Origin of the sequence: Nocardia barduliensis, from assembly GCF_013315795.1 — a bacterium.
GTDB classification, from domain to species: Bacteria; Actinomycetota; Actinomycetes; order Mycobacteriales; family Mycobacteriaceae; genus Nocardia; species Nocardia barduliensis.
This window is the reverse complement of record NZ_JABLTE010000008.1, coordinates 1-12400: the sequence shown is the minus strand read 5'-3', so window position 1 is coordinate 12400 and position 12400 is coordinate 1. Positions and strand designations below refer to the sequence as shown.

The window sequence follows — 12400 nt, the reverse complement described above, 5'->3', positions numbered from 1 at the left end:
CGAGTTCGGCGGCGCATGGGGCCCGGCGGCTGCTCGCCCCGATCAGTCCTCGTTCGGGTCGGTGTCTTCGCCGTAGGGGAGCAGGGTGCGCACGCCGCGCGCCAGCGTTTGCGGGTCGAGGTCGCCGAGGATGAGGTGCTGGAGGATGAATCCGGGCAGCAGTCCGATGATCGCCTTGGCCACGGCGTCGACGTCGGCGTCTTCGGGTAGCCAGCCCTTGTCGCGCATGCGTTCGGCGTAGGTCACCCACAGCGCGCGCATCGCGCTCATCGTCTCGCGGACCATCACCGCCGCGCCGGGATGCACCAGCGCGAGCGCCCACGCTTGCGGCGCCAGCCGCACCGGCCCGTCGGGCCCGCTGCGCCGCACGACCTCCTCGGCGATCATGGACATCAGTTCGGCGGGCGTGGGCAGCGGCTCGCGGTTGATCGCCTGGCCCATGGCGATCCGCAGCGACACCGTCGTCTCCATGGCCAGCGCCGTGACGAGTTCGTCCTTGCTTTTGAAGTAGCGGTACACCGCACCGGCGGAGAGCCCGGATTCCGCGAACACGTCCTGCATGGACGTTTCGTGGAACCCCTTGCGGGTGAAGCAGCGCCGCGCGCCGTCGAGGATCTGTTGCCTGCGGCGTTCGAGGTGCTCTTCACTGACTCGGGGCATGCTTACCAAAGTAAAACGAATGTTCGTTCTTGACAACCGCCGGGCCGCGTGCGACGGTAGGCGCAACTAAAAAGAACGAGCATTCGATTTTTAGGAGTAGGCCATGAACACCACGCAGCGGGCGTTGGCTCTCGGTCTGGGCGCCGCACTGCTCCAGGCGCTGATGCTGATCGCGTTCGCCTGGCCGGCCGCCAATATCGCGCCACGGGACGTGCCGCTGGCCGTCACCGGTCCACAGGCCGCGATGGTCACCGGCAAGCTCGCCGAACACAGTCCGGGCGCCTTCGAGATCAGTACGCCCGCGGACGAGGCCGCCGCCCGGGCCGCGATCGAGGACCGGGAGGTCTACGGGGCCGTCATCACCGGCGACGGGCCGCCGCGCGTGCTGGTCGCCTCCGGCGCGAGTCCCGCCGTCGCACAGCAGCTCACCCAGATCGGGCAGCAGCTCTCCGGCGCGCCCGCCGCCCGGGTGGAGGACGTGGTCGCGGCCGACTCGGACGATCCACGCGGGACCGCGTTCGGCGCGATGGTGCTGCCGTTGGTCATGTCCGGCATCGCGGCGGGTGTGCTGCTGGCACTGTTGATTCCCGCGTTCGGCGGCAGGGTGATCGGTCTGGTCACCTTCGGCGTCGCGGGCGGGTTGCTGAGCATGGCGATCATTCAGGGCTGGATGTCGGTGGTGCCCGGGTCGTACCTGGTGCTCGCCTCGGTCGCCGGTCTGGTGTCGTTCGCGGTCGCAGGCTCGGTGGTGGGCCTCGCGGCCGTGCTCGGTACGGCGGGGGTCGGCCTCGCCGCGCTCACCATGCTGCTGATCGGCAACCCGTTCTCGGCGGCCACGTCGGCGCCGGAGCTGTTGCCGCAGCCGTGGGGCGTCGTCGGACAGTTGCTGCCGCCCGGAGCCGCCGCGTCACTGCTGCGCTCGGTGGCGTTCTTCGACGGCGCCGCCGCGACCGGCCCGCTGGTGGTGCTGCTGGTCTGGAGCGCGATCGCGCTCACCCTGCTGGGCATCGGCACGCTGCGCGGTCGTCCGGCCCACGCTCCGGCGCGGAACGCGGTGCCCGTCAGCTGAATTCGGTCACTGGGCGAGCCGCCCTCGAACGAGAGCGGCCCGCCCTCGGTGCAGGACGGTGCGGGTGCTCGAAGCCCGCCGCCCCGAGCGACCCGGCCACCATGCGGCCGGGTCGCTTTCGCGTGTCTCGATGACACCGAAACCCGGTGCGCGGCCGCCCTGCGGGGCCGCATCGACCGGACCCGCCGGAAAGCGGCTCGATCACCTGCTGGTGCGCCGACGCGCCGTCTCGCAGGAAGTGCAGGTGCCGAACACCTCCAGGGTGTGGCTGATCTCGGTGAAGCCGTGCTCGTGCGCGATCGCCTCGGCCCACGCCTCCACTGTCGGGCCCTCCACCTCCACGGTGCGGCCGCAATGCCTGCACACCAGGTGGTGATGGTGGCCGGTGGAGCACTGCCGGTAGACCGACTCGCCGGAGTCGGTACGCAGCACGTCCACCATGCCCGCGTCGGCCAGCGACTGCAGCGTTCGGTAGACCGTGGTCAGGCCGATGCCCTCGCCACGTTTGCGCAACTCGTCGTGTAGATCCTGGGCGGAGCGGAACTCTTCGATATCACCGAGCAGCGCGGCGATGGCGCTGCGCTGCCTGGTGCTGCGGATACCGACCGGTTTTTGCGGAGCGGCCGTGTTGTCTGGCACGAATCACCCTTCCTCGGCGTGCGCGACGGCGTCGACGACGATGTGCGCCAGATGGTCGTCGACGAGTTCGTAGAGCACCTCGCGACCCGAACGCTCACCGTGTACGACACCGGCGGCCTTGAGGATACGCAGATGCTGACTGACCAGTGGTTGCGTGACACCGAGCGCGTCGACCAACTCGTGGACGCAACGCGGCGACTCGCGCAACTGCAGCACGATAGCAATCCGTACCGGCGCTGCCAGCGCCCGCAACAGCTCACCCGCGTCCTCCAGCACGGTGCGTGCGGGGACCGGCGCCGGGCCGGGCGACCGATACGGGTTGTGCGGCGGTGCCGCGGCGGTCTCGGCGGTCATGTCACCAACTCCTTAATGGAAAGCATTACCAGTTTGCGTATGCACAGGTGCGCATGTCAAACGGGCGCGCCGAACCGTGCGGTTGAAACCGGCGCCGGGCCTGCCGATAGGCTGGGCACAATCGCAGCGTCGACGCCAAACTATCGTGTCGAGGCAACAAGAATCCGACTCGCAGTGGATGGAGAATTCTCGCGTGGCACCCAAGTCGAAGGTGGACACCGTTGCCAACCTCGCCAAGCGCCGGGGTCTGGTGTACCCGTGCGGTGAGATCTACGGAGGCACCAAGTCGGCGTGGGATTACGGTCCGCTGGGTGTCGAGCTCAAGGAGAACATCAAGAAGCAGTGGTGGCGCGCCATGGTCACCAGCCGCGAGGACGTCGTCGGCCTCGACTCGTCGGTGATCCTGCCCCGCCAGGTGTGGGTGGCCTCCGGCCACGTCGGCGTGTTCAACGACCCGCTGGTGGAGTGCCTGAACTGTCACCACCGTTTCCGGCAGGACCACCTGCAGGAGGCGTACGCGCTGAAGAACAAGATCGACGACCCGGACACGGTCTCGATGGAACTGCTCGCGTGCCCGAACTGCGGCACCGTCGGCCGCTGGACCGAGCCGCGCGACTTCAACATGATGCTCAAGACCTACCTCGGCCCGATCGAGTCCGAGGAGGGCCTGCACTACCTGCGCCCGGAGACCGCCCAGGGCATCTTCGTGAACTTCGCCAACGTGATGACGACCGCGCGCAAGAAGCCGCCGTTCGGCATCGCCCAGATCGGCAAGAGCTTCCGCAACGAGATCACCCCGGGCAACTTCATCTTCCGCACCCGCGAGTTCGAGCAGATGGAGATGGAGTACTTCGTCAAGCCGGGCGAGGACGTGGAGTGGCACAAGTACTGGATCGAGACGCGGTTCTCCTGGTACACCGATCTCGGCATCGCCGCGGAGAACCTGCGGCTGTTCGAGCACCCGAAGGACAAGCTCTCGCACTACTCGGCGGGCACCACCGACATCGAGTACCGCTTCGGCTTCCAGGGCAACGAGTGGGGTGAGCTCGAGGGCGTCGCCAACCGCACCGACTTCGACCTGAAGACGCACTCCGAGCACTCCGGCACCGAGCTGAGCTTCTTCGACCAGACCACCAACGAGCGCTACATCCCGTACGTCATCGAGCCCGCGGCGGGCCTCACCCGCTCGCTGATGGCCTTCCTGGTCGACGCCTACGCCGAGGACGAGGCGCCCAACGCCAAGGGCGGCGTGGACACCCGCACGGTGCTGCGCCTGGATCGCCGTCTCGCGCCGGTGAAGGCGGCGGTGCTTCCGCTCTCGCGCAACGCCGATCTCACGCCGAAGGCGAAGGATCTGGCCGCACGGCTGCGCAAGAACTGGAACGTCGAGTTCGACGACGCGGGCGCCATCGGCCGCCGCTACCGCCGCCAGGACGAGATCGGCACGCCGTTCTGCATCACCGTCGACTTCGAGACGCTCGACGACCAGGCCGTGACCATCCGCGAGCGCGACACGATGACCCAGGAGCGCATCGCGCTGGACAAGGTGGAGGGCTACCTCGCCCAGCACCTGATCGGCGCCTGAGTTCGCCGCGGCGTCCCGTGGTCCCGAGCGGCCGCGGGACGCCGCTGTTCAGCAACTCTTCTTCCGCGTGATGATGCCGATCGTGGTCGGAATGAGCAGCGCGAACCCCCAGGGCGCGGCGACCCAGAACGGCCAGAAGTAGCCCGCGCCGGTGGCCAGGTAGATCGCCACGCACAACACGTTGACGAATACCCACGGGATCCACATGATCGTGATCCATTGCGGAATGCCGGTGGTGCGCGCCTGCTGCGATTGCCGATGCGCGGGGAGGTCGGACAGCAGCGGCGTCAGCTCGCCGTAGGTCTTGGCGGCGTACACCTGTTGCAGCCGTTCGTCGAATTCGGGCAGCGTCAGCCTGCCCTCGTTCATCGCCTGCCGCAGCTGGTCGATCATCTTCTCGCGATCGGCGTCGGACGCCCGCACGTGATCCTGACTCACGATGTCAGCGTAGGTCACCGGGGCTGTGGTGCGGGATGACCATCCGTGCCAACAGGATTCAGCGGCACGTCCCAGAACGCCAGCTCGTGCCGCAGTCCTTCGCGGAAAAGGTCCTCCGCGCGTGCCGGATCCGCGCCGGACTCGTCGATCATCTGCGCGCAGCGGCGGGTGAGTGCGGCGAATCCCGGATCGGCGTAGGTGTCGACCCAGCGGCGGTAGCGCGGTTCGGCGGGCGGGCGCTGGGCCAGCCGCGCGCCGAGCGTGGAGTATCCCCACATGCACGGGTAGAGGGCGGCGAGGCCCTCGCCGTAGGACGCGGCGGAGTCCAGCAGGAACGCCGTGTACGCCGCGCACGGTGCGCCTTTGGCGGCGCCGTCGAGGTCGGCGCCGAACTCGGCGGCCAGCGAGCGGTGCAGCGACAGTTCCTCGTGGTAGGTGGCGTGCGCGAGGTCGACCAGGTCGCCCAGATGGGCGGCTGGAGCCTGCCACGCGAGGCGGGCGAAGACCCGGACGTAGTCGAGCAGGAACAGATAGTCCTGCTCCAACCAGGACCGGAACACCGGTTCGGGCAGCGTGCCCTCGGCGATACCCACCACGGTGGGGTGGGTCAGCTGTTCCTCCACCGAAGGCAGACCGATCTTCTCCAGATGTGCCGCGAGACTCATACCGGCAGTCTTCCGCATCCGTCCGCCCGGTCGGTTTGCACCCGTGCCGGTGGTGCCGCACTCTTGCGGAATGTTGTGGGATGAGGACGCTCCGATCCGGCCGTTGGCGCCGTCGGAGCAGCGGTTCGTGCGGCACGGCACCTACACGGGCCGGTCGGTGTCGGTGCGGGGCGCGCTCGAGGTGACGGCGTTGGGGGAGGCATTCGCGGCGTTGCGGCGCGCGTATCCGGTGATCGGCTGCCGGATCGCGGAAGACGATGCGGGACAAGGCCATCTGCTGGAGGCGAACGAGCGCGCATGGGTGCCTGCGCTCGTGCGGGAGGGTGACGTGGCGGCGATCGGCACCCCCGCCGTGGACCCCGCGGTCCAGCTGGCCTACCTGGACGTGGTCGGCGCGGGTGCGCACGAGTGGCGCGTCACGCTGTTCGCCCACCACAGCGTCGCCGACGCGGGACATTGCGTAGAACTGCTGGCACGGCTGTGGGACTGCTACACCGGCCTTGTCGAAGGTCGACCGACGAGCATTGCCCCGCAAGGGATTCCGCAATCGCTGGAGTGGCATGTCGCCGCGCGGGGCATCGCCGAAGCCGCGGTGTCCGGATTCGAGGACGTGACCAAGCCGCTTCCGCCCGAGGAGAGGACAGTGCCGCCCGACAGCGCGCAGCCCGCGCCGAGCACGCTCGCCCGCCCGCCGCGCGTGCGGTTGGACCGAGCGGAGACCGCGAGGATCGTGGATCTGGGCCGCAAGACCGGCGTGACGGTGAACGGCCTGCTCACCGCGGCGCTGCTGCGGGCCTACGCACGCGTGGCCGCCGGTGGAGCCACGCCGCTGGGCTGCCTGTACCCGGTGGACCTGCGCACTCGGCTGCGACCACCGGTCGCCACGGCGGCGGGCACCAATATGGCGGGGATGGCCGCCTTCGCGGCGGAGGTGGATCCCGAGGCGAACGTCGTCGAACTCGCACAGCGCGTTTCCGCCCGGTTGACGCACGATCTGGCCGAAGGCGTCGTGCAGCAGTCCGTGCTGCATTTCCCGGATTACTACGGCGCCACCAGGATCCACTCGCTGGCCGGGCATGTCGCGGTGACCAACACCGGAGTCGTTCCCGCGTTCCGCATGCCCGCCGGCCTGGAACCGACCGATTACGAGATCGTCTACCTCTCCGCGCATCCTCGCCCTTCCGCTGGCGCGTCGGCCGCGGTCACCTATCTGGCCTACACCTTCGCGGGTGAGCTGACCGTCGGCGTGCTCGGTGGCGGCGCGCGCACCGACGACCTGCGGCAGGAGGTGCGGACCGAGCTGACCGCGTTGTCGGCGGTCCGCGTGAACTGAACCCGCTGGGACGGGCCGTGGCGGACGAGCCGCCGCCGCGGCCCGGTCTCATTTCGGCTGGACGGGCTCCTGCAACTCGGTGACCCAGCCCGCGGTGTCCTCGGTATAGACCAGGGTGACCTCGCGGCTGGGCCCGGCGATGCGGTAGCCGTTGTCATCGATCCAGCGTCCGAGCGCCTGCCAGGGTTCAAGGACCAGCTCCATGCTGCCGCGATGAACCACGGTCGCGGCCCGCTCGACGGCGGGCAGATCCACCACCGCGAAATCGTGCCCACCGTCCGGATCGAGGTCGACCGGCATCGCGGCGTGGGCGAGGATCGTGCCGTCCTCGCGCTGTTCGTAGTACGCGATCCCGGGACCGACCGGTGTGACCTCCGCACGCGCCAGCCGAGCGCACAGGTCCTCGAACAGCGGACCGATCACCGGGCCGATCGAACCGGGTTCGAAATCGCCCGCCACACCGGACAACTCGGCTACTCGAACAGCGGGAACGGATTTGATCACCACATCGTGGGCAGACATGAAGCCCTCCTTCTCGATGACGCGGAGCCTCGTCTCGACCTGGCTCAGGCGGGCGCGGTCGCTCGTGATGCGCTGCTCGAGCTCGGCGCGGCGGAGCATGAGCATGCCGCGCAGTTCGGCGCCGCCCACCCGCTCGTCCAAGATCCGGCGCACCTGGTCGAGGGTGAAGCCGAGATCCTTCAGCGCGACGATGCGATTGAGCCGTGCCAGCTGTCCCGCCTCGTAATAGCGGTAACCGCTGGCGGCGTCGACCCGGTCGGGCCGCAGCAGCCCGATCGCGTCGTAGTGGCGCAGCATGCGCACCGACACCTGTCCGTGCCTGGCGAAGTCTCCGATACTCAACATGACGAGTCCTGGTCTATGGCCTCACACGGTGTCAGGGTCAAGCCGCGGTCAGAATCGTCCGCCGCGGCCGATCCGCCGGGAGCCCGACGAACCGCCGAACGAGCCGGGGCTCCAGCCGCCGCGCCCGCCGCCCGCCGCCCCTCGCAGCAGCCCTTCGAGCAGGATGCCGCCGAGCACCGCCCCGGTGTGGACGCCGCCGGAGGGACCCCGCGCCGACTCCCAGGCGCGCACGCTGGCCTGCGCCGCCTGTAGCGCGCGCCCGGCCAGATCAGTCGCCGCCTGGGCATGACGCAGCGCCGTGGCGGGGTCGCTCGCGCTCAGCCGCCGCGCCTGGTCGAGGTTGCGCTGTGCTTCCGAGAGCCGGGTGCGCGCTTCGGCGTCGATGCCCCCGCGCCGGGTGGCGAGGTAGTCGGCGGCCGAACCGATCCGCGCACCCGCGTCGGTGAGCGCGTGCTCGAGCCTGCGCCGCAGGTCCTCGGCGGCCTCTTTGCGGTCGGTGGCGGCGGCGACGGCACGGTCGAGGTCGGCGTCGGCGGTGACCGCGTCGTGGAAGGCGCTGAGCGGGTCGGTGTCCGCCGCTTCGGTCGCCTTGTCCAGCGCGGACTGCGCGGTGGTGCGGGCCTGCGCCAATTCCGGCCCGCCATAGCCGGAGAGTTCGGCCGCGTAGGCGATGTCGCGGCGCAGTTCGTCCAGCACGGCGGGGAGGCCGTCGCGGGCCTGCCGGATGGCGCCGGACGCGTTGTCGACCGCGTCGAGCAGGGCACGGGCCTGACCGATCGCGGCTTCGGCCGACCGGATGGCGGCGACCGCGCCGCCCTGCTCACCGACCGGCTCGGTGAGGGCGGACCGTCCCGCGTCGACGCTCTGCTCCGCGAACGCGATCCGCTCCCGCGCCATCCGCACGTTGTCCTCGATCGGCGCGAGCACACTGGCCGGATGGGTGGCGGCGAGCCGGTTCAGCTCGCCCTCCGAGGCGGGGACCCGGGCGGTGACGTCCACGATGTCCCTGGTCAGAGCGTCCAGCCGCACCGGGGCGTCGAGCAGCAGATCGCGCATGGCGTCGAAGGCGGCGACCTGCGCGTCGAGTTCCCGGTCGGCGCGCCCCACCGTGCCGATCAGGTCGACCAGCAGTGCGCGCTGTTCGTCCGCTGTCTCCCGGATGGCGTCGTCCAGGCGTTGCCGGATCGAGAACCCTTCGGCGACAGCGGCTTTCGCGTTGTCGAGAGCCGTGCGGAAGGGGACCGTCGCGGTGGCGCCGAACTCGCCCGTGGCGAGGTCGAGTTCCTCGCCGCTGGTGCGGATGGCGTTGTCGATCTCCACCAGCGCCTCGCGCGAGCGGGCGTGCAGCGCGTCCAACGGCAATGCCGACAGCGCCGCGGTGTTCTCCGGGTCCACCTGCCGCGCCGCCCCGAGTTCGGCCTCCGCCCGGTCCCGCCGCCGTTTGCGCGCGTACCACACGAGGCCGCCCGCGCCGAGGACGACGAGCAGGCCGAGGACGAGCAGCGCTCGGACGCTCACCACGCCGCCGCGCATGGCCGCGTCCAGTCCGGCGGCCGTCGCGACCCCGGCATCGGCCCAGCGGCCGTCGCGCAGGGCGGGCTCGACCTCCCGGATCGCGATGTCGTCGAGCTCGGACTCGCTCACGCCGCTGGGCAGCTCACCCGCCAGCCAATACGCGCGATCCTCGGTGGCGACGGCCAGCAGGAGATCCCGCCCGCCGAACCCGGACATCGATGCGGTGCGCGCCGACCAGTCCTGCGGAGTGAGGCCGTCGAAGTCGCGCACGTACACGACCCACAGCCGGATCTGGTGATCGGCGTAGAGCTGGTTCACCGCATTGCGCACTTGGTCGCGCTGACCCTGGTCGAGCGCGCCGGCCTGGTCCTCCACGTAGGTGTCCATCCGCAGCGGCGGTTCCGCCCCCGCCGCAGGAGCCACGGCCAGGGCGAACACGGCGAGCAGAACGCTGATCGCGAGCATGCGAGCGAGGCTGATCCGCGGCGGCGATGACATGGCACGAATCTAGCTCGCTAGCATCGTTTCGTGATCACCATCGATCGCCCGTACAGCGGCCACGTGTCAGCGGATTCGAACCCGCAACAGCGCGACGTCCCCGGCGCCCGCATCGTCAAGATGTCCGTCGGCGGCATGGACAACAACTGTTACCTGGTGCAGTGCACCGCCACGGGCGCCGCCCTGCTGATCGACGCAGCCAACGAGGCGCCGCGTATCGCCGCCCTGCTCGAGCAGGAGGCGCCGGGGCGAGTCGAGTTGATCGTCACCACGCATCAGCACCGGGACCACTGGATGGCGCTGCGGGAGACCGCCGCCGCCACCGGCGCCCCCACCGCGGCCCATCCGCTCGACGCCGCCCCGCTGCCGGTGCGCCCGGACCGGCTGCTCGCCGAAGGCGACACCGTCACGGTCGGCGACCTCGTCTTCGAGGTGATCCACCTGCGCGGCCACACGCCGGGCTCGATCACCCTCGCGCTCACCGACGGGGCGGGCCGCACCCACCTGTTCACCGGCGACTCGCTGTTCCCCGGCGGCGTCGGCCGCACCACCGCACCGGAGGACTTCACCTCCCTGATCACCGACGTCTCCACGAAGTTGTTCGACCGTTACCCCGACGACACCGTCGTCTACCCCGGCCACGGTGACGACACCACGCTAGGTGCCGAGCGCCCCGACCTTCCGGCTTGGCGAGCCCGCGGCTGGTAACCGTCGGCGTCGCAGGGGGCGCTGAGCCGGCAACCGGTATCGAGCGGGCTCCGACGGTTACCGGTCCGTGATGCCGCTACTGGCAGACTTGGGGAGTGGATTTGCCAACGATGCGCACCCGAGCTCACCCGGCTCCCGACCCGGCCCGGCCGCACGGCTTCGGCGCGGGGTTGCTGCGCTGGGCACGGCGACTGGTCATCGGTTCGGTGGTGATGGGGGCGGTGCTGGTCGGCGGGACCGCGTTTCGGGTGTGGCAGGTAGCGCGCATCGATGACTACACGAAGGCCGACGCGATCGTCGTGCTCGGCGCGGCGCAGTACTCCGGAACGCCGTCCTCGGTGTTCGAAGCGCGACTCGACCGGGCCTACCGGCTGTTCCGTGCCGGCGTCGCGCCTCGGGTCATCACCGTGGGCGGCAAGCAGGAGGGCGATCTGTTCACCGAAGCCGCGTCGGGCAAGAACTACCTGCAAGCGCGCGGCGTACCCGGTGACAAGATCCTGGCCGTCGAAACCGGATCGGACACCTTGCGCAGCATCGAGGCCGTGGCGACGGCGATGCGCGCACGGGACATGTCCTCGGCGGTGCTGGTCAGCGATCCCTGGCACTCGCTGCGCACCCGCACCATGGCCAGGGACGAGGGACTGGCCGCGTGGACCGCGCCGACCAGGACCGGCCCCGCCGTCTACACGCGCGAATCCCAGGCGCACGGCATCGCAAGGGAGACCGGCGCCCTGCTCTGGTACCAGCTCACCCACTTCTCCGCGGACTTCGCCTACACGGCTGGACAGTGAGACCGATGAGCGCCCGGTACACCGATCACGACACCGAACGCCTCGTCGTCGAGGGCGCCAAGACCGCGGGACTCGGCCCGCCGCGCAGTGAGTTCGAGACCGGCCACCGCACCGAGTTCGCCCGCGACCGCGCCCGCGTGCTGCACTCCGCGGCCCTGCGCAGGCTGGCCGACAAAACACAGGTCATGGGCCCCCGCGAGGGCGACACCCCACGCACCCGGCTCACCCATTCCCTGGAAGTCGCCCAGATCGGCCGCAGCATCGCAGACGGCCTCGGCTGCGACCCGGACCTGGTCGACCTGGCCGGACTGGCCCATGACATCGGCCACCCGCCCTACGGTCACAACGGGGAGAAGGCACTCGACACTTTCGCCGACGCATACGGCGGTTTCGAGGGCAATGCGCAGAACCTGCGCATCCTCACCCGCCTCGAACCCAAAGTGCTCGAACCCGACGCCACCAGCGCGGGCCTCAACCTCACCCGCGCCGCACTGGACGCGGCGATCAAATACCCGTGGGGGCGAACGGGTCCCGGCACCAAGTTCGGCGCCTACGAAGTCGACATCGAACGCCTGGAGTGGATCCGCAAGGGTGCGCCGGACCGGCGCCGCAGCCTCGAATGCCAGATCATGGACTGGTCCGACGACGTCGCCTATTCGGTGCACGACGTCGAGGACGGCGTCCTCGCGGGCCGGATCGATCTACGCGCGCTGGCCGACCCCACCGAACAGGACGCGCTCGCGGCGCTGGGGCAGTTCCAGCACTCGCTGGCGGCCGACGAGCTGATCGCCGCCGCGCAACGGCTGTCGGAACTGCCGGTGGTCGCGGCGGCCTCCGGCTACGACGGCACGTTCACCGCCTCGGTCGCGCTGAAGCGTCTCACCAGCGAGCTGGTCGGCCGCTTCGCCACCGCCGCGATCATGGCGACCCGGGAGGTGGCGGGCCAGGAACCCTTGTCCCGCTATGCCGCCGACCTGGAGGTGCCGCGCATCGTCGCCGCCGAGGTGGCCTTGCTGAAGACCGTCGCGTTGCGCTACGTGATGTCCGACTCGGCGCACCGGTTGCGGCAGGCCGCCCAGCGCGAACGCATCCTCGCCGTGGCCGACCGGTTGCTGGCGACCGCCCCGCACAGCCTCGACCCGCTCCTGCTGCCGTTCTGGAACGCGGCGTCCGACGACACCGCCCGCGTGCGCGTCGTCGTGGACCAGATCGCCTCCTACACCGAAAGCCGTTTGGAGCGAGTAGCGGTCCACCTGGACGCCTAGACCGGAGGTGCGT

General features: G+C 70.1%; 13 protein-coding genes. 6 read left to right on the top strand and 7 right to left on the bottom strand.

The genetic code is table 11. From position 1 onward, the window contains the following. Positions 1–42 precede the first annotated feature (42 nt). On the bottom strand, positions 43–660 hold the full coding sequence (locus HOV91_RS05660) for a TetR/AcrR family transcriptional regulator (protein WP_174184377.1): 618 nt from the start codon (positions 658–660) through the stop codon (positions 43–45). Between the two features lie 103 nt (positions 661–763). On the opposite strand from HOV91_RS05660, the gene HOV91_RS05655 reads away from it, so the two are divergent. Then, complete coding sequence (locus HOV91_RS05655) at positions 764–1729, top strand: hypothetical protein (RefSeq protein WP_174184376.1); 966 nt, start codon at positions 764–766, stop codon at positions 1727–1729. A 201-nt stretch (positions 1730–1930) separates the two neighbouring features. Here the strand turns inward: HOV91_RS05655 and HOV91_RS05650 are convergent, their stop codons facing one another. Both HOV91_RS05650 and HOV91_RS05645 read right to left on the bottom strand, forming a co-directional pair. After that, positions 1931–2368, bottom strand: coding sequence for a Fur family transcriptional regulator (locus HOV91_RS05650; protein ID WP_174184375.1), 438 nt, complete (start codon positions 2366–2368; stop codon positions 1931–1933). A gap of 3 nt (positions 2369–2371) precedes the next feature. Beyond that, on the bottom strand, positions 2372–2722 hold the full coding sequence (locus HOV91_RS05645; protein WP_043688763.1) for an ArsR/SmtB family transcription factor: 351 nt from the start codon (positions 2720–2722) through the stop codon (positions 2372–2374). Between the two features lie 193 nt (positions 2723–2915). Here HOV91_RS05645 and HOV91_RS05640 point away from each other — a divergent pair, with 193 nt between their 5' ends. Beyond that, on the top strand, positions 2916–4307 hold the full coding sequence (locus tag HOV91_RS05640) for a glycine--tRNA ligase (protein ID WP_312884482.1): 1392 nt from the start codon (positions 2916–2918) through the stop codon (positions 4305–4307). A gap of 48 nt (positions 4308–4355) precedes the next feature. Here the strand turns inward: HOV91_RS05640 and HOV91_RS05635 are convergent, their stop codons facing one another. Together HOV91_RS05635 and HOV91_RS05630 are read right to left on the bottom strand one after the other, a co-directional pair. Then, on the bottom strand, positions 4356–4745 hold the full coding sequence (locus HOV91_RS05635; protein WP_312884481.1) for a DUF1707 domain-containing protein: 390 nt from the start codon (positions 4743–4745) through the stop codon (positions 4356–4358). 14 nt (positions 4746–4759) lie between these two features. Next, positions 4760–5410, bottom strand: a complete 651-nt coding sequence (locus tag HOV91_RS05630; protein WP_174184373.1) for a TenA family protein — start codon at positions 5408–5410, stop codon at positions 4760–4762. Between the two features lie 70 nt (positions 5411–5480). On the opposite strand from HOV91_RS05630, the gene HOV91_RS05625 reads away from it, so the two are divergent. Next, positions 5481–6743 (top strand): phthiocerol/phthiodiolone dimycocerosyl transferase family protein, encoded by a 1263-nt coding sequence (locus tag HOV91_RS05625; protein WP_174184372.1) that lies wholly within the window; start codon positions 5481–5483, stop codon positions 6741–6743. A 48-nt stretch (positions 6744–6791) separates the two neighbouring features. Here HOV91_RS05625 and HOV91_RS05620 read toward each other — a convergent pair whose 3' ends face one another. Then, the gene (locus HOV91_RS05620; RefSeq protein WP_174184371.1) at positions 6792–7610 is read right to left on the bottom strand and encodes a MerR family transcriptional regulator; all 819 of its coding nucleotides are present in this window, start codon (positions 7608–7610) and stop codon (positions 6792–6794) included. Between the two features lie 48 nt (positions 7611–7658). Continuing rightward, complete coding sequence (locus tag HOV91_RS05615; RefSeq protein WP_174184370.1) at positions 7659–9623, bottom strand: TPM domain-containing protein; 1965 nt, start codon at positions 9621–9623, stop codon at positions 7659–7661. 30 nt (positions 9624–9653) lie between these two features. Here HOV91_RS05615 and HOV91_RS05610 point away from each other — a divergent pair, with 30 nt between their 5' ends. From HOV91_RS05610 to HOV91_RS05600, 3 genes are all read left to right on the top strand, one after another. Beyond that, entirely contained in the window at positions 9654–10331 is a 678-nt protein-coding gene (locus tag HOV91_RS05610) for an MBL fold metallo-hydrolase (protein WP_312884480.1), read from the top strand. 110 nt (positions 10332–10441) lie between these two features. Then, positions 10442–11122: a YdcF family protein gene (locus HOV91_RS05605; RefSeq protein WP_174184471.1), complete on the top strand. Its 681-nt coding sequence runs from the start codon at positions 10442–10444 to the stop codon at positions 11120–11122. Positions 11123–11127: 5 nt separating this feature from the next. Beyond that, a complete protein-coding gene (locus HOV91_RS05600; protein ID WP_174184369.1) occupies positions 11128–12387 on the top strand; it encodes a deoxyguanosinetriphosphate triphosphohydrolase in 1260 nt (419 codons plus the stop codon). Positions 12388–12400 lie beyond the last annotated feature (13 nt).

Excerpts from the sequence above, each read along its gene's own strand:
- HOV91_RS05660 (WP_174184377.1), bottom strand. The coding sequence starts at position 660 with ATGCCCCGAGTCAGTGAAGAGCACCTCGAACGCCGCAGGCAACAGATC.
- HOV91_RS05655 (WP_174184376.1), top strand. The coding sequence starts at position 764 with ATGAACACCACGCAGCGGGCGTTGGCTCTCGGTCTGGGCGCCGCACTG.
- HOV91_RS05645 (WP_043688763.1), bottom strand. The coding sequence starts at position 2,722 with ATGACCGCCGAGACCGCCGCGGCACCGCCGCACAACCCGTATCGGTCG.
- HOV91_RS05630 (WP_174184373.1), bottom strand. The coding sequence starts at position 5,410 with ATGAGTCTCGCGGCACATCTGGAGAAGATCGGTCTGCCTTCGGTGGAG.
- HOV91_RS05625 (WP_174184372.1), top strand. The coding sequence starts at position 5,481 with ATGTTGTGGGATGAGGACGCTCCGATCCGGCCGTTGGCGCCGTCGGAG.
- HOV91_RS05620 (WP_174184371.1), bottom strand. The coding sequence starts at position 7,610 with ATGTTGAGTATCGGAGACTTCGCCAGGCACGGACAGGTGTCGGTGCGC.
- HOV91_RS05615 (WP_174184370.1), bottom strand. The coding sequence starts at position 9,623 with ATGTCATCGCCGCCGCGGATCAGCCTCGCTCGCATGCTCGCGATCAGC.
- HOV91_RS05605 (WP_174184471.1), top strand. The coding sequence starts at position 10,442 with ATGCGCACCCGAGCTCACCCGGCTCCCGACCCGGCCCGGCCGCACGGC.
- HOV91_RS05600 (WP_174184369.1), top strand. The coding sequence starts at position 11,128 with ATGAGCGCCCGGTACACCGATCACGACACCGAACGCCTCGTCGTCGAG.